The organism is Polaribacter sp. IC066, assembly GCF_007997085.1.
Classification (GTDB): Bacteria; Bacteroidota; Bacteroidia; order Flavobacteriales; family Flavobacteriaceae; genus Polaribacter.
The window spans coordinates 86,855-102,592 of record NZ_VORR01000010.1; the positions used below are offsets into that span (position 1 = coordinate 86,855).

At 31.6% G+C, this 15,738-nt stretch carries 15 protein-coding genes; 12 read left to right on the forward strand and 3 right to left on the reverse strand.

Going from position 1 to position 15,738, the window contains the following annotated elements; translation table 11 throughout:
- Nucleotides 1–62: 62 nt before the first annotated feature.
- The 5 genes from ES044_RS05170 to groL all read left to right on the forward strand — a co-directional run bounded on the left by ES044_RS05170 (nucleotide 63) and on the right by groL (nucleotide 3,950).
- Nucleotides 63–569 carry an LptE family protein gene (locus ES044_RS05170; RefSeq protein ID WP_147118281.1) on the forward strand — a complete coding sequence of 169 codons (507 nt, stop codon included), beginning with the start codon at nucleotides 63–65 and terminating at the stop codon, nucleotides 567–569.
- 83 nt (nucleotides 570–652) lie between these two features.
- A complete protein-coding gene (locus ES044_RS05175; protein WP_147118282.1) occupies nucleotides 653–1,408 on the forward strand; it encodes a hypothetical protein in 756 nt (251 codons plus the stop codon).
- Entirely contained in the window at nucleotides 1,405–1,728 is a 324-nt protein-coding gene (gene secG / locus ES044_RS05180; RefSeq protein ID WP_147118283.1) for a preprotein translocase subunit SecG, read from the forward strand. Before ES044_RS05175 ends, secG begins: the two co-directional genes overlap by 4 nt.
- Nucleotides 1,729–1,925: 197 nt before the next feature.
- Complete coding sequence (gene groES / locus ES044_RS05185) at nucleotides 1,926–2,201, forward strand: co-chaperone GroES (protein ID WP_147118284.1); 276 nt, start codon at nucleotides 1,926–1,928, stop codon at nucleotides 2,199–2,201.
- Nucleotides 2,202–2,315: 114 nt separating this feature from the next.
- Nucleotides 2,316–3,950: a chaperonin GroEL gene (gene groL, locus ES044_RS05190; protein WP_147118285.1), complete on the forward strand. Its 1,635-nt coding sequence runs from the start codon at nucleotides 2,316–2,318 to the stop codon at nucleotides 3,948–3,950.
- Between the two features lie 130 nt (nucleotides 3,951–4,080).
- Here the strand turns inward: groL and ES044_RS05195 are convergent, their stop codons facing one another.
- From ES044_RS05195 to ES044_RS05205, 3 genes are all read right to left on the reverse strand, one after another.
- Nucleotides 4,081–4,488, reverse strand: a complete 408-nt coding sequence (locus tag ES044_RS05195) for a heavy-metal-associated domain-containing protein (RefSeq protein WP_147118286.1) — start codon at nucleotides 4,486–4,488, stop codon at nucleotides 4,081–4,083.
- A 92-nt stretch (nucleotides 4,489–4,580) separates the two neighbouring features.
- Complete coding sequence (locus ES044_RS05200; protein WP_189663191.1) at nucleotides 4,581–6,824, reverse strand: carboxypeptidase-like regulatory domain-containing protein; 2,244 nt, start codon at nucleotides 6,822–6,824, stop codon at nucleotides 4,581–4,583.
- A 73-nt stretch (nucleotides 6,825–6,897) separates the two neighbouring features.
- Entirely contained in the window at nucleotides 6,898–7,302 is a 405-nt protein-coding gene (locus tag ES044_RS05205; RefSeq protein ID WP_147118287.1) for an HYC_CC_PP family protein, read from the reverse strand.
- 200 nt (nucleotides 7,303–7,502) lie between these two features.
- Between ES044_RS05205 and ES044_RS05210 the strand changes: the two genes are divergently transcribed.
- From ES044_RS05210 to rodA, 7 genes are all read left to right on the forward strand, one after another.
- A complete protein-coding gene (locus ES044_RS05210) occupies nucleotides 7,503–7,955 on the forward strand; it encodes a GAF domain-containing protein (RefSeq protein ID WP_147118288.1) in 453 nt (150 codons plus the stop codon).
- A 258-nt stretch (nucleotides 7,956–8,213) separates the two neighbouring features.
- Nucleotides 8,214–9,740 carry a bifunctional phosphoribosylaminoimidazolecarboxamide formyltransferase/IMP cyclohydrolase gene (gene purH / locus ES044_RS05215; RefSeq protein WP_147118289.1) on the forward strand — a complete coding sequence of 509 codons (1,527 nt, stop codon included), beginning with the start codon at nucleotides 8,214–8,216 and terminating at the stop codon, nucleotides 9,738–9,740.
- Nucleotides 9,741–9,814: 74 nt separating this feature from the next.
- The gene (locus tag ES044_RS05220; protein ID WP_147118290.1) at nucleotides 9,815–10,843 is read left to right on the forward strand and encodes a rod shape-determining protein; all 1,029 of its coding nucleotides are present in this window, start codon (nucleotides 9,815–9,817) and stop codon (nucleotides 10,841–10,843) included.
- A 19-nt stretch (nucleotides 10,844–10,862) separates the two neighbouring features.
- Complete coding sequence (gene mreC, locus ES044_RS05225) at nucleotides 10,863–11,690, forward strand: rod shape-determining protein MreC (protein ID WP_147118291.1); 828 nt, start codon at nucleotides 10,863–10,865, stop codon at nucleotides 11,688–11,690.
- A complete protein-coding gene (mreD, locus tag ES044_RS05230) occupies nucleotides 11,683–12,186 on the forward strand; it encodes a rod shape-determining protein MreD (RefSeq protein WP_147118292.1) in 504 nt (167 codons plus the stop codon). The genes mreC and mreD overlap by 8 nt, the downstream gene beginning before the upstream one ends.
- Nucleotides 12,186–14,075 (forward strand): penicillin-binding protein 2, encoded by a 1,890-nt coding sequence (mrdA, locus tag ES044_RS05235; RefSeq protein WP_147118293.1) that lies wholly within the window; start codon nucleotides 12,186–12,188, stop codon nucleotides 14,073–14,075. The genes mreD and mrdA overlap by 1 nt, the downstream gene beginning before the upstream one ends.
- Nucleotides 14,056–15,336: a rod shape-determining protein RodA gene (rodA, locus tag ES044_RS05240; protein ID WP_147118294.1), complete on the forward strand. Its 1,281-nt coding sequence runs from the start codon at nucleotides 14,056–14,058 to the stop codon at nucleotides 15,334–15,336. The genes mrdA and rodA overlap by 20 nt, the downstream gene beginning before the upstream one ends.
- The last annotated feature ends 402 nt before the right edge of the window (nucleotides 15,337–15,738 follow it).

Here is a 15,738-nt window from a genome sequence, read left to right on the forward strand (position 1 = left end):
TTTAAGATGTATCAAAACTTTTTAAATTTGACAATTAAATTTTCTACCTTGAATAATCAAATATGAAAAAAATATTTTATTTAGCACTTTTTTCAATCAGTACTTTATTATTTGTAGCTTGTGGCGCATATTCGTTTACAGGAGGAAATACGGGTGATGCAAAAACCTTACAAATCGATTTTTTTCCAAACCAAGCTCCTTTAGTAGAACCTGTTTTAACACAACGTTTTACAAACGATTTAATAGATTTATTTATACGTCAAACAAATTTAGAACCAGCAACCTCTAATGGCGATTTATTCTTTAGCGGAGAAATAACAGGTTTTAGAGTAACGCCAATGAGTGGAACATCAGACCAAACAGCGGCTCAAAATAGACTAACAGTTACTGTAAATGTTCGTTTTGTAAATAAGTTAAAACCCAAAGACGATTTTGAAAAAACATTTTCTTTCTACTCTGATTTTGATGCCAATTCTCAATTAACAGGCAGTATTTTAGAAAATGCCTTAGATGAAATTGTAGAACGAATTACACAAGATATTTTTAACGCATCGGTTGCAAAGTGGTAGCTGTTAGTTGTTAGTTGTTAGTTGTTAGTTGTTAGTTGTTAGTTGTTAGTTGTTAGTTGTTTAAAAATTATAAAAAACGAAAGTTGGAATCCAATACTTTTATCGATTTATTAGAAAATAAAAAACAAATTGAGCAGGTTACAACTGCTCAATTAAAATTGATTGTTGATGAATTTCCTTATTTTCAAAGCGCTAGAGCTTTGTATTTAAAGGAATTAAACAATCAAGATAGTTTTAAATATAATAAAGAATTAAAAGTAACTGCTGCTTACACCACAGACAGAGCTATTTTGTTTGATTTTATTACATCCAAAGAATTTAAGAACTCGAAAGAAACGATACAAAAACCTAGCATTAAAGAAAAATTTGTAGAAAAACAAACGATTACGATTCAAGAAACGCCACCAAATACAGCACCTATAAAAAAACTTGAAGAAGTTTTAGAAGTAGATAAACCGCTCCCTTTTTCTGAATCAGAAAATTATTCTTTTAATCAATGGTTGCAATTATCATCAAAAAAACCAATCATTAGAAAAATATCTCAAAAAAGTACCACAGATACAATTGACGATAACAAGGGAATTATCGAGAAATTTATTCAGAATAACCCGAAAATAAAACCGCTCGTTAAAGATAAAAGTATTGCAGTTTCAATTGCTAAAAATAAACAAGATTCCTCTTTAATGACAGAGACATTGGCAAAAGTTTATCTAGCGCAAAAGAAGTACGAAAATGCTCTACAAGCATACAGAATATTAAGTTTGAAATATCCAGAAAAAAGTGGTTTCTTTGCAGACCAAATGAAAAGAATACAAATTTTACAAAAAAATAAATCATGAGTTATACAGCATTTTTAATTATAATTTTAGTTGTAGCAGTAGCTTTAATACTAATAGTTATGGTACAAAATCCAAAAGGTGGAGGCTTATCTTCTTCATTTGGTGGTGGCGGAGCGCAATCTTTAGGAGGTGTGCAAAACACGAATAATTTTTTAGACAGAACAACTTGGACGTTGGCAATTGCAATGTTTGCTTTAATTTTATTATCTAATTTTGCAATTCCTAGAGCAGGCGATAACAGTGTTAATTTAGACAATACTTTAGAAGGCACAGCACCAATAGAAAATACAATACCAGCTACAAACGATAGTATTAAATAACGTTTAAAGTTACCTTATATAAAATGCCAATGTAAATGACACGTTGGCATTTTTTTGTACACTAAATTTAGCTTAAAAAAACAATCAAAGAAAAATTGTCAGTTTTAAACTATTGGCATAATTACTGACGCTTTATTGTTTAGAGTAAAAAATTAATTAATCAGCCTATTATAAATAGGATTAAATAGATAAAAAAGATGGGATTAAACATTAAGCCTTTAGCAGACAGAGTTCTTGTAGAACCAGCGCCAGCAGAAACAAAAACAGCATCTGGATTAATTATACCAGACAATGCAAAAGAGAAGCCCCAAAAAGGCACTGTTGTAGCCGTTGGAAATGGTAAAATAGATGAGCCTTTAACCGTTAAAGTTGGTGACACTGTGTTGTACGGAAAATACGGAGGAACAGATTTAAAATTAGAAGGAAAAGATTATTTAATGATGCGTGAATCTGATATTTTAGCGATTATTTAATACGCTATTTGCCTTTAGCACTTTGCTATTTGCAAAATCGAAAATAAATGTATAGTAATTATTTTTTAGCTAAAAGCCAATTTGCTAATAGCTAAAAGCAAAATTTAAAGAACAATGGCAAAAAATATAAAATTTGATATAGAAGCTAGAGATGGCTTAAAACGCGGAGTAGATGCGTTAGCAAATGCAGTAAAAGTAACATTAGGCCCTAAAGGTAGAAATGTAATTATTTCGAAATCTTTTGGTGCGCCAACAGTAACTAAAGATGGTGTTTCTGTCGCAAAAGAAATTGAGTTAGCAGATCCTCTAGAAAACATGGGTGCTCAAATGGTAAAAGAAGTTGCTTCTAAAACCAATGATTTAGCCGGTGACGGTACAACTACCGCTACTGTTTTAGCACAAGCAATTGTAAAAGAAGGATTAAAGAATGTTGCTGCAGGTGCAAATCCTATGGATTTAAAACGCGGAATTGATAAAGCTGTTGCTGCAATCGTTGCCGATTTAGAGAAACAAGCTCAAAAAGTTGGTAATTCTTCTGAAAAAATAAAACAAGTTGCTGCAATTTCTGCAAACAACGATGATATGATCGGAGATTTAATTGCAACTGCTTTTACCAAAGTTGGTAAAGAAGGTGTAATTACTGTTGAGGAAGCAAAAGGAATGGAAACTTATGTTGATGTTGTAGAAGGAATGCAATTTGACAGAGGTTATTTATCTCCTTACTTTGTAACGGATTCAGATAAAATGATTGTGGATTTAGAAAATCCTTATATTTTATTATTCGATAAAAAGATTTCTAACTTAAACGAAATTCTTCCAATACTAGAGCCAGTTGCACAATCTAGCAGACCTTTATTAATTATTGCTGAAGATGTAGACGGCCAAGCATTGGCTACTTTAGTCGTAAACAAGTTAAGAGGTGGCTTAAAAATTGCCGCTGTAAAAGCGCCAGGTTTTGGAGACAGAAGAAAAGCAATGTTAGAAGACATCGCGATTTTAACTGGTGGAACCGTAATTTCTGAAGAAAGAGGATTTTCTTTAGAAAACGCTACGTTAGATTTATTAGGAACTGCTGAAACAGTTACTATTGATAAAGACAACACAACTATTATAAATGGTTCTGGTGATGCAGCTACTATTAAGGCGAGAGTAAATCAAATTAAAGCACAAATAGAAACTACAACTTCTGATTACGATAAAGAAAAACTACAAGAACGTTTGGCTAAATTAGCTGGTGGTGTTGCTGTTTTATATGTTGGTGCTGCTTCTGAAGTAGAAATGAAAGAAAAGAAAGACAGAGTTGATGATGCTTTACATGCTACAAGAGCTGCCGTTGAAGAAGGTATTGTTGCTGGTGGCGGTGTTGCTTTAGTGCGTGCTAAAAGAGTATTGGAAAAGATCGCTACAGAAAATTTAGACGAAACTACAGGTGTTCAAATTATTAACAAAGCTATTGAAGCTCCGTTAAGAATTATTGTTGAAAATGCTGGTGGTGAAGGTTCTGTAGTTATCAATAAAGTTTTAGAAGGTAAAAAGAACTTTGGGTATGATGCTAAAAATGATATCTATGTAGATATGTTAGAAGCAGGAATTATAGATCCTAAAAAGGTAACAAGAGTTGCTTTAGAAAATGCAGCTTCTGTTGCAGGGATGATTTTAACGACCGAATGTGCTTTAATCGATATTAAAGAAGAATCTGCTGGAGGTATGCCTCCAATGGGTGGTGGCGGAATGCCAGGAATGATGTAATGGCGAACAGCCATAGATAAGTAGCTTACTCTTTCTAGTAATAGTTTGTTTCTTATTTTTATAAAGATTAAAAAAATCCGTTAGAATTAATTTCTAACGGATTTTTCTTTGCATTTTAAAGGTCAAAAAACTATTGTTTTTTCACTTTCTTCAATTCGCCTTCGTGGTCTAAAATAATTTTCTCATCTCTATATTTACAGCAAGGATGCACGGAATTATAAGCCTCTTCTTCAGCGATTATTTTTTTCTTATCAGCGCCAAAAACATCATGCCCAACTTTTAGAATACTTTGTTGCACATCTGCAACTGCCGTTTTTCGTTCGTCCATGATTAGGTTTAATTGATGTGTTTTCACACTCCAAATAGCAAATTTTACACCTTTTGTTTTTAAGGCTGCAGTTTCAATCCTTTTTTTACACATGCCGCAAATTCCGTCTACTTCAAAAGAGACTTTTGCGTTTTTATCTTTTTCAACTTCTTGAGATTGTACTGAAAAGCCTACGAATAGTAAACTTAATGTGAATAGTATTTTTTTCATTTTTTATTGATATTAATATTATTGTTTTTACTGTTAATCGATTAGATATTCTTCAATTTGTGTCATCTTCTGAATGACATGTTGTTATTTCACTATTTGATTTTAAAACGTAACCCTACATACATTGCTCGTCCGAAAATAGGTTGATATACAATTGTACTATCAAAATTTGCTCCAAAAGGATCATCACTGGCTAAAATAGGATTATTTTGCTGCACGTTTGTTAAATTCTCGCCTCCTATATACACTTCAAACTTGCTTGAAAAAACTCTTGTAATTTGTGAATTCAATAATTGATACGGTGCTGCATTTTCTGGCAGTTGATATTGCGCAGGATTCGACCTCGTATTCGGCAATCGCTGTTCACCTATATTGTTAAAAGTTACGTCAAATCTCCATTGAGCATCTTTGTTGCTTAATTCAGTTTCATAAGAAAGGTTTACAAAAAATCTGTTTTGAGGCTGAATTGGCTTTTGCAAGTTACCTGATTTGTAATCAGTAGAAATATCAAAATATTTATAAGCCGTTCTTAAATTAAAGTTTTTTGCTAATTCATAACTTACCTCTACCTGAAAACTATTAGCGATGCTTTGGCCATCTAAATCGTAAAAAGAAATTTCTTGAGGATTTTCCCAATCTACAACTACTTGGTTCTGAAAATTAGTTTGATAAAAATCGAACGTAATATCTCCTTTTCGCTCAAATAAATTAAATTTCTGCATATAAGAAACTCCGTAATTCCATGCAATTTCAGGATTTAATCCATAAATATTACCGCCAACATCATCAACATTTATTTGCCTAGAACTTGCAAATAATTGCTGATTTTCGGCAAAAATATTCGCACTTCTTTTTCCTCTTCCGGCAGATGCTTTCAAAACTCCTTTTTCCCAAGGAACATATCGTATGTGCAAACGTGGGGTTACAAAAGTACCTAATAAATTATGCGTATCTACCCGTAAACCTGCGGTTAAACTGAAATTATCTAGATTATCAAAAGCATATTCAAAGAAAGCTCCTAAAGAATTTTCATTTCTATTAAAATCAGTAGTATTTACCAACTCATCAAACTTATCGTAGGTAAAATTAAGACCTGTTTTAAATTTATTTCTCGTATCGCCAATAATAGAATTAAAAACAATGTTAGAGTACACGCTTTCATGCTGAATATCATACACATTTAGGCCAAAATAAGAATCTTGTTGATGATTGCTATATGCCATTTGAAAACCAATACTTTGATACGGAATTTCAGGGAAAACATAGCCTACCTTTAAAGAAGTATCAAAACGTTTTGTGTCTATTTCACTTCCCCAAGCGTTCTTGGTCCCTCTATCATTTACCGGATTAAAATTAAGTTCTCCTGTTTGTTTTTCATCGTTTAAAAAACGAACATTGATGAAACTTACCAAACCTTTTTCTGCATCTGTAAATTGCCATCTGTTCATGACGTTTATTTGGTTTGACAAAGGCATATCTAAAAAATTATCCTTATTTCTATCAAATTTCTGACCTCTGTAATTTCCATGAATGTATACACCTGTTTGCCATTTTTCAGAGATCCGCTCATTAAAGTGCGTGTTTAATTCTAATCTTCCGTCTAAAGAACTGTAAGCGTTTAAAAAGAATTTAGCATCAGAAAAAGGTTTTACCAATTCGGCATTTATTTGTCCAGAAATACTTTCGAAACCGTTTACCACAGAACCTGCACCCTTTGTAATTTGAATACTCTCTACCCAAGTACCCGGTGTAAATGTGAGACCAAAAACTTGACTTGCTCCTCTTACGGAGGGTATATTTTCTTGCGTAATTAACAAATAACGACTTGTTAAACCTAGCATTTCTATTTGCCTTGTGCCCGTTAAAGCGTCAGAAAAACTAATATCAATAGAAGGATTCGTTTCAAAACTTTCGGCTAAATTACAGCAAGCCGCTTTTAACAATTCTTCTGAATTTACGGTAAACATATTTACCGTTGATAAAAATGATTTCTGAACAGCATTTCTTTGACTTTTAATCGTAATTTCTTTTAAATTATTTTCTGGAGTTATATAATGACGAATAGGCGCTACACTTGCAACCGTAATCGTATCTGTCTTATACCCCAAATAATTGACAACTAATTTTTTATAATCAGATTTATAAGGAATTGTAAACCACCCATTACCATTAGTAATAGCGCTTATATTGGTGTTTAACCAATGAACACTTGCCCCTTCTACACCCAAATTATCTTTAGGATTGTTTTTATCCATAATCATCCCTTTTAACGTTGTTTGAGAAAAGAAAATGAGAGGCATAAATAGCAAGAGACTATTTATTATGTATTTTTTCATTTTTAAATTAATTAGAATTTATAACATGATTTTTATCACCTTAAAAGATGATGCGTAAATGTTAAAAATTAAATCAGATTAAAAAAGATTGATATATAACTTGGTAGTTTTGGTGCGTTTCTGGTGGTGAAAAATCATTTAAATTTATGTTCTCTACTTGGGTTTTAGAAAAAATATTTTGATAAGAAATGATAAAAGCTGTTAAAAATTGTTGCTTTTCAAAAGATATTTTATCAATACTAGTTAACCGCAATTCATCTTGCCCTTTAAATTGCTGCACTTCGTCTTTGCAACATTTTTTTGTTTGTATTGTGTTTTCTGATGAAATAGCACCTAAACAACCTCCCGCATCGCCCATAAAAGAAACATCAATTAAGAAATCTCCACAATAATGCTTATCCACCGTAAAAGAAAAGGTAGAAAATAGCACTAAAAAGGCTAGTGTAATGGACGCTATTTTAGATAAAAATTGTTTCATTATATCCTTGCAAATTTACAATAAGATATTTTAATAATGTGTTAAAATAAAGCTGACTCCAAACCATGTTTTACACCAACAATTTACAAGTTATTTATTTTGATAAAAAAAATAATCCTTTCTTTTGTATCATAAATTTGTGACTAATTTTAAGAAGGAATACCGATTTATAATTTATTTTTGCAATTAAACTTCTACCTATGAATTTACAAGTATTACAACAAAGTATTGATAAAATTATTTCTGATACAACACCCAAAGAAGAAAAGCTACAAGCAATTTGCGATTTTTTAGAAAACGAAATTTCTTATTATGATTGGGTAGGTTTTTACTTTAAAAACGGTCATAAAGAAGAACTAAAATTAGCCCAATACACCGGCGAAGAAACAGAGCATACCATTATTCCTTTTGGTAAAGGTATTTGTGGTCAAGTTGCGGTAACCAATAAAAATTTTGTAGTGCAAGATGTTTCTGAACAAGATAATTATATTTCTTGTGGATGGAAAGTAAAATCTGAAATCGTGATTCCTATTTTTGTCGATGGCGAAAATTTTGGACAAATTGATATCGATTCTCACACTGCAAATACATTTACCGATAATGACGAAGCGTTGTTAGAATATGTTTGTAAGGAAGTTGCAACTTTATTTTAATTTTTTATTACAAATTTTTACTCGATCAATTTGTCACGCTGTAAAAGTCTTCATTAAAATTAATTATAATTTATAATGATCCTTGCAGCATGACAAAGTGTTCGGGAATTGATGTAGCTTACTTTTGCTTGTTGATGAACCCTTTTATGAATATTTTATACTATTCATTGTTAACTACTTCCCTATTTTGTTACTATCTTTTTATTGTAGTTCATTTTATGTTTGCGTAATTTTGCTTGCTTAACAAGATAAAAATAAATGAGCACTTCAAAAACAATAAAATCTGCCTTAATTTCGGTATTTCACAAAAATGGTTTAGCACCAATTGTACAAAAATTAAATGAATTAAATGTAACTATTTACTCTACTGGTGGTACAGAAAAATTCATTAAAGAATTAGGTATTGATGTTGTTCCTGTAGAAGATGTAACGTCGTATCCCTCTATTTTAGGCGGACGCGTAAAAACATTACATCCTAAAATTTTTGGAGGAATTTTAAACAGACAAGATCACCAGGGTGATGTTGCTGAAATGAAAGAATACAACATTCCTCAACTAGATTTGGTGATTGTTGACTTATATCCTTTTGAAAAAACAGTTGCTTCTGGAGCTGCTGAAGAAGCTATTGTAGAAAAAATTGATATTGGTGGTATTTCTTTAATAAGAGCCTCGGCAAAAAACTTTAAAGACACCTTTACAGTTTCATCAATGGAACAATATGATGCATTTTTAGAGATTTTATCCGAAGGAAAAGGAGAAACTTCTATGGAGCAAAGAAAGAAATTTGCAGCAAAATCTTTTAATGTTTCTTCTCATTACGATACCGCTATTTTTAATTATTTTAATGAAGATGAAGTTGTTTTTAAAGCCAGTGAAACTACCTCTAAAGTTTTACGTTATGGAGAGAATCCGCATCAAAAAGGCTATTTCTTTGGCAATTTAGATGCCATGTTCGATAAATTACACGGTAAAGAATTAAGCTATAATAATTTATTAGATGTTGATGCCGCTGTTAATTTAATGAACGAATTTATTGGAGAAGCGCCCACATTTGCCGTATTAAAACATAATAATGCTTGTGGTTTTGCACAAAGAAATACTATTAAGCAGGCGTATGTAGACGCTCTGGCCGGAGATCCTGTCTCTGCTTTTGGAGGTGTTTTAATTGCAAACAAAGAAATTGATGCTGAAACTGCCGCAGAAATTCATAAACTTTTTTGTGAGGTTGTCATTGCGCCTTCTTATTCTGATGAAGCCTTAGCTACCTTAAAAGGAAAGAAAAATAGAGTTCTTTTAATTCAGAAATCTACAGAATTACCAGTTCAGAACGTAAGAACTGCTTTAAACGGTTTATTAGTGCAAGATAAAGATTCTAAAACAGATACTTTAGACGATTTAACCTATGCTACAAACACAAAGCCCTCTGAATCAGAATTAAAAGATTTATTATTTGCTTCTAAAATTTGTAAACACACAAAATCTAATACCATTGTTTTTACAAAAAACAATCAATTATTAGCAAGCGGAACAGGACAAACAAGCAGAGTTGATGCTTTAAACCAAGCCATAGAGAAGGCAAATAATTTTGGTTTTGATTTAAAAGGCGCTGTTATGGCGAGTGATGCATTTTTTCCTTTTCCTGATTGTGTAGAAATTGCAGACAAAGCGGGTATAAAAAGTATTATTCAACCTGGCGGATCTATCAAAGATCACTTAAGTATAGACTACTGTAACACTCATAATTTATCGATGGTGATAACAGGAACAAGACATTTTAAACATTAAAAAAATTATCAGATTTACAAGATTAATTTTAGTAAATTTGTACAACACATTACTTCTAACGAGAAATATACATTATGGGTTTTTTTGATTTTATGACGGAGGATATTGCGATCGATTTAGGAACCGCAAATACGTTGATAATACACAATGGAAAAGTGGTTATCGATGCACCGTCTATTGTTGCTAGAGATAGAACAACTGGAAAAATTATTGCAATTGGTGAAGAAGCCAATCTAATGCAAGGAAAAACTCATGAAAACATTAAAACAATTCGCCCTTTAAAAGACGGCGTAATTGCAGATTTTCAAGCTTCAGAAGAAATGATAAAGGAGTTTGTTAAGCAAATTCCGTCTATCAAAAAGAAATTATTTCCACCAGCATTAAGAATGGTAATTTGCATTCCGTCAGGAATTACAGAGGTTGAAAAACGGGCGGTAAGAGATTCTGCAAAACACATGAATGCCAAAGAAATATATTTAATTTACGAGCCAATGGCTGCTGCTATTGGTGTTGGTATCGATATTATGGAGCCTAAAGGAAACATGATTATTGATATTGGTGGTGGTACAACAGAAATTGCTGTAATTGCTTTAGGTGGTATTGTTTGTGATCAATCTGTAAAAGCTGCCGGAGATTTATTTACCAGTGATATTATGTATTATATGCGTACACAACATAATTTACATGTTGGTGAAACTACCGCAGAAAAAATAAAAATCACAATTGGTGCTGCTACCGAAGATTTAGACACGCCGCCAGATGAAATGTTGGTTCAGGGTAGAGATTTATTAAGCGGAAAACCAAAACAAGTGCAGGTTTCTTACAGAGAAATTGCCAAAGCATTAGATAAATCTATTTTAAGGATAGAAGATGCTGTAATGGAAACTTTGTCTAAAACCCCCCCAGAATTAGCTGCTGACATCTACAACACAGGTATTTATTTAGCGGGTGGTGGCTCTTTATTAAGAGGTTTAGATAAGCGTTTATCTCGTAAAACAGATTTACCGGTTTATGTAACCGAAGACCCTTTAAGAGCAGTTGTTCGTGGAACAGGAATTGCCTTAAAAGAATTAAAAAAATACAAAAATGTTTTAATGAATTAGCACTTTTAACGCGCTAACAATGCAGCAACTCATATTTTTTTTTCAAAAGTTTAAGTATTTTCTTTTTTTTTTATTCTTACAACTTATAGCACTTACCTTAACATTTAACAATCTTACTTTTCATAAAAGTAAATTTGTGAATTCTGCAAACACGATTACTGGTGGCCTTTACGCTTCGTCTTCTAATCTTTCAGAGTACATGAATTTAAAATCTGAAAATATTTTGTTATCAAAAGAGAATGCGCGTCTCAAAAATATTTTAGAAAAAAATAGCGCAGTCCGTCCTGTTTTAGATTCTGTGTTGATTGATTCAATAAAGTATCATCAAGAATATACTTTTACAGATGCAAAAATCATCAACAATAGTTATACAAAACAATTCAATTTTATAACCGTTAATAAAGGTAAAAACCAAGGAATTGATAAAGAGATGGCGGTGATTAATAGCAAAGGAATTATTGGTATTACAGATAATTCATCTGCAGGTTATACTAGAGTACAATCAATTTTAAATAGAAACAGTAAAATTAATGCGCGCTTAAAAAATAGTAATTATTTTGGCTCATTAGGCTGGGATGGCACACATTATAATACCGCACAGCTTTCTGACATACCAAGACAAGCACCTTTAAAAATTGGAGACACTATTGAAACGGGAGGGAAATCTACGATTTTCCCTGAAGGTATTTTGATAGGAACTATCTCTAAAATAAACAAAGGCAATACCGCAGATAATGAAGTAGATATTACCCTTTTTAATGATATGAGTAATTTAGGATTTGTGTATATCATTAAAAATCTAGATAAAAAAGAAATTAAAACATTAGAAATTAACAGCAATGAGTAAGACTATTAACTTGGTGTTTTTATTTTTTTTCTTGCTTTTTTTGCAAGTTTTTGTCTTAAATAATATTTTATTTTTTGGCTATATAAATCCCTATGCATATGTAGCTTTTGTCTTTCTATATCCTTTAAAAGAAAATAGAATTCCGTTTCTTTTTTATAGTTTCTTATTAGGTCTTTTTATTGATTTTTTCTCTGATTCTGGCGGTATTCATGCTTTTTCTCTCTTATCGATAGCGTATATAAGACTCTTTTTTATAAAGTTGTATTTTAGAAAAGTAACCGCAGATTATCCTTTTTTTAACCTAAAATCAGAATCTTTTGGTAAAGTTTTCAATTACACGGTAACTTTAACAATTATTCATCACCTCATATACTTTTCTTTTGCTAATTTTAGCCTACAGAATTATTCTACCGTACTTTTAAATGTTCTTTTTTCAAGTATTTTTACGTTAACTTTATATTTTTTAGGAACCTATATTTTTATGAAAAGCGAATAATGCAAAAAAGTTTTTTACTCTATTTTTTAATCACTCTTGTTGGGCTTATTTTTATTGGTCGGTTATATCAGCTTCAAATTATTAGAAGTGACAGTTATGATCCGATTCGTAATTCTGCCGTAAAGGTTGAGTATGATTATCCAGAACGCGGCTATATTTACGACAGAAATGGTAAACTATTAGTTGCCAATCAACTTTCTTATGATGTAATGGTGCAACCCAATAAAGTAAAACCATTAGACACTTTAGAGTTTTGTAAACTTTTAAAAATTGATAAAATAGACTTTAATAAAAGATTAGTGAGAGCAGAAAACTATGCTAGCTATTTACCCTCTGTTTTTTTGAAACAATTGGCAAAAAAAGATTTTGCTTTTTTGCAAGAAAAGCTGCATAAATATTCGGGATTTTACATTCAAAAAAGAATTATAAGAGATTACCCAATAAAAGCCGCCGCAAATGTTCTCGGCTATATTGGCGAAGTAAATGAAGAAAGAGCTAGAAAAAGTGATTACTATGAGCAGGGAGAATTAGAAGGCAAAGACGGCGTAGAAAAACAGTATGAAAATATTTTAAGAGGTAAAAAAGGTAAAAAATATTTAAAAAGAAATAACCTCAATAAGGTTACAGGTTCTTACAAAGAAGGAACTTTTGACACCTTACCAAAAAACGGAAAAGATTTAACATTAACTTTAGATATCGATTTACAATTATACGCGCAACAATTAATGAAAGGAAAACGGGGAGGAATCGTTGCTATCGAGCCGTCTACTGGAGAAATTTTAGCACTTGTCACAGCGCCGTCTTACGACCCAAATATGTTAGTGGGTAGAAAACGCTCTAAAAACTCCGTCTTATTATTCAATGATACTATAAGTAAACCTTCTTATGATAGAGGGTTATTAGCCGCTTACGCGCCAGGGTCTCCTTTTAAAATGATGAATGCGTTAATTGGTTTGCAAGAAAATGTAATCACACAACAAACCTCTTTTAAATGTTATGGAGGCTTTAGATATGGAAAAAGAGCAGGAGCATTTATGAAATGTCACTGTAATATTTATGGCAGTCCTATTCAATTAAAAACAGCAATTTCGAGATCTTGTAATAGCTACTTTTCAAATACTTATAAAAAAATTATAGAAAAAAATAAGAATCCACCTGAAGGGTTAGATACTTGGCATGACCATGTTGCTAGTTTTGGTTTAGGTGATTTTTTAGGATATGATTTACCTGCAGGTCAGAGAGGATTAATTCCGGACGGAGATTATTACAACAAAAGATTAAATTATAGATGGAATGGCTCTTCTACCATATCAAACGCTATTGGCCAAGGAGAAGTTTTAACAACCCCCATTCAATTAGCAAATTTTACAGCGGCAATTGCAAATAAAGGGTACTTTTATACGCCCCATATTGTAAAGAGCATTAATCAAAACCCAATTAAAGATTCTGCCTACACAAGTAAAAAGCAAACAACAATTGATAAAGAACATTTTACACCCGTTATAGAGGCAATGTACGAAGTCTTTAAAACAGGAACAGGAAGATGGAGCCAAGTAAAAGGAATCGAAATTTGCGGAAAAACAGGAACCGCAGAAAATTTTATTGTTGTAGATGGCTTTAAAGAACAATTAGCAGATCATTCTATTTTGGTTGCTTTTGCACCTAAAGATAATCCTAAAATTGCCTTGGCTGTTTTTGTAGAAAACGGAGGATATGGATCTACTATTGCTGCACCAATTACTAGTTTATTAGTAGAAAAATATATAAATGGTGTTATCTCTAAAAGGAGTAAATACAGAGAATTAAGCATGTTAAACTTAAGTTTGCAAGATATTTATGACAAACAAATTCAAAAACCAGTAGAAGAAATTGCGTCAGGAACAAAATAATATTTTTGCAGGCATAGATTGGATTCTAATAATTATCTACGTAACGCTAGTTGGTTTCGGTTGGTTAAACATTTTTGCGGCCTCTAAAAACGAAGAAAACTTCGAAATTCTAGACTTTTCTACAAAATATGGCAAACAACTAATTTGGATTGGCTTAAGCCTCCCATTAATCATTATCGTACTTTTTTTTAACTCGAAATTTTATGAGCAATTTGCAAGTATCTTATATCTGGCCTCTATTGTTGCGTTAATTTTATTATTCCCTTTCGGAAAAGAAATTAACGGCGCTAAATCTTGGTTTAGTTTTGGTGCGATGAGCCTGCAACCCGCAGAATTTGTAAAAGTTTTTACCGCTTTAGCAGTTGCAAAATTAGTAAGTGATCGACAGTATAATTTTAAGCTAATAAAAAATCAAATAAAAGCATTTATTATTATTTTTTTACCCGCTTTTTTAATTTTCCTGCAACCAGATGCCGGTTCTGCAGTTATTTATTTAGCTTTTTTCTTTGTATTGCATAGAGAAGGTTTAACCTTAAACTACATTCTATTAGGTGCTACATTTATCATTTTATTTATTCTAACCATCTTTTTTGGTTCTAAAGGGATGCTTATCTCCACATTTATTTTGATAACACTACTGGTTTATTATCTTTTTTATAGAGGAGGAAAACGGTTTTTACGCTTTAATTGGCACAAGATGCTAGGTATTTATTTGGTAGTTGGTATTTTTATTTTAGGAACAGGATACACCTACGATAATATTTTAGCTTCTCATCAAAAAGATCGATTTGATATTTTACTAGGTATTAAAACAGATAATAAAGGAATCGGATATAATTCTCATCAATCAGAATTAACCATTAGTTCAGGCGGATTTAAAGGAAAAGGCTTCTTAAAAGGAGATTTAACACAAGGAGATTTTGTGCCAGAACAACACACAGATTATATTTTTAGCGCTGTGGGTGAAGAATGGGGTTTTCTAGGCAGTAGCTTTGTGGTTATTCTTTTTATGCTCTTGCTATACAGAATTATTTATTTGGCAGAAACACATACTAACAAATTTGGAAGAATTTATGGCTATGGATTAGCTTCTATCCTATTTTTTCATATTATTGTAAACATCGGTATGGTTATAGGATTACTACCTACTGTAGGCATACCTCTGCCCTTCTTCAGTTACGGAGGCTCTTCTCTTTGGGGATTTACGATCTTACTTTTTATCTTTATTCGTTTAGACGCGCATAAAGATTATGATTTATAAAATTGATTGTCTATAAATCAAAATTTTCGAGAAATGCATATAAAATTCAGAACACAAATAAAGGTAAAATATAGTTTGATTGAAATTATACAGTGAAGCTAAGTTATTTTTTAGCAAATCTTTACTTGATAAAAATTGCGCCCTCGTAAGACTTGTTATATACTCAATACATTTAGGTTTTCGGGAACATAAAATTTCATGGTCTAATTATTGATATTAAATTACTGTTTTTCAGTTATTTAAGCACTATATTTTTGTTATTTTGAGTAATATTTAGTATCTTTATATTGTTGATATTCAGATGTATGACTATAAAATTATCACAAGAAGAGAAAATTACAATTAAACAATTACACCGTAATTGTAAACAAAGAAAACATGCCGATAAACTAAAAGCTATTC

What these genes read in the sequence shown, in the direction of transcription:
- groES (WP_147118284.1), top strand. Translation starts at nt 1,926, where the DNA reads ATGGGATTAAACATTAAGCCTTTAGCAGACAGAGTTCTTGTAGAACCA.
- ES044_RS05200 (WP_189663191.1), bottom strand. Translation starts at nt 6,824, where the DNA reads ATGAAAAAATACATAATAAATAGTCTCTTGCTATTTATGCCTCTCATT.
- ES044_RS05210 (WP_147118288.1), top strand. Translation starts at nt 7,503, where the DNA reads ATGAATTTACAAGTATTACAACAAAGTATTGATAAAATTATTTCTGAT.
- secG (WP_147118283.1), top strand. Translation starts at nt 1,405, where the DNA reads ATGAGTTATACAGCATTTTTAATTATAATTTTAGTTGTAGCAGTAGCT.
- ES044_RS05170 (WP_147118281.1), top strand. Translation starts at nt 63, where the DNA reads ATGAAAAAAATATTTTATTTAGCACTTTTTTCAATCAGTACTTTATTA.
- ES044_RS05205 (WP_147118287.1), bottom strand. Translation starts at nt 7,302, where the DNA reads ATGAAACAATTTTTATCTAAAATAGCGTCCATTACACTAGCCTTTTTA.
- ES044_RS05220 (WP_147118290.1), top strand. Translation starts at nt 9,815, where the DNA reads ATGGGTTTTTTTGATTTTATGACGGAGGATATTGCGATCGATTTAGGA.
- groL (WP_147118285.1), top strand. Translation starts at nt 2,316, where the DNA reads ATGGCAAAAAATATAAAATTTGATATAGAAGCTAGAGATGGCTTAAAA.
- purH (WP_147118289.1), top strand. Translation starts at nt 8,214, where the DNA reads ATGAGCACTTCAAAAACAATAAAATCTGCCTTAATTTCGGTATTTCAC.
- mreC (WP_147118291.1), top strand. Translation starts at nt 10,863, where the DNA reads ATGCAGCAACTCATATTTTTTTTTCAAAAGTTTAAGTATTTTCTTTTT.
- mreD (WP_147118292.1), top strand. Translation starts at nt 11,683, where the DNA reads ATGAGTAAGACTATTAACTTGGTGTTTTTATTTTTTTTCTTGCTTTTT.
- ES044_RS05195 (WP_147118286.1), bottom strand. Translation starts at nt 4,488, where the DNA reads ATGAAAAAAATACTATTCACATTAAGTTTACTATTCGTAGGCTTTTCA.
- mrdA (WP_147118293.1), top strand. Translation starts at nt 12,186, where the DNA reads ATGCAAAAAAGTTTTTTACTCTATTTTTTAATCACTCTTGTTGGGCTT.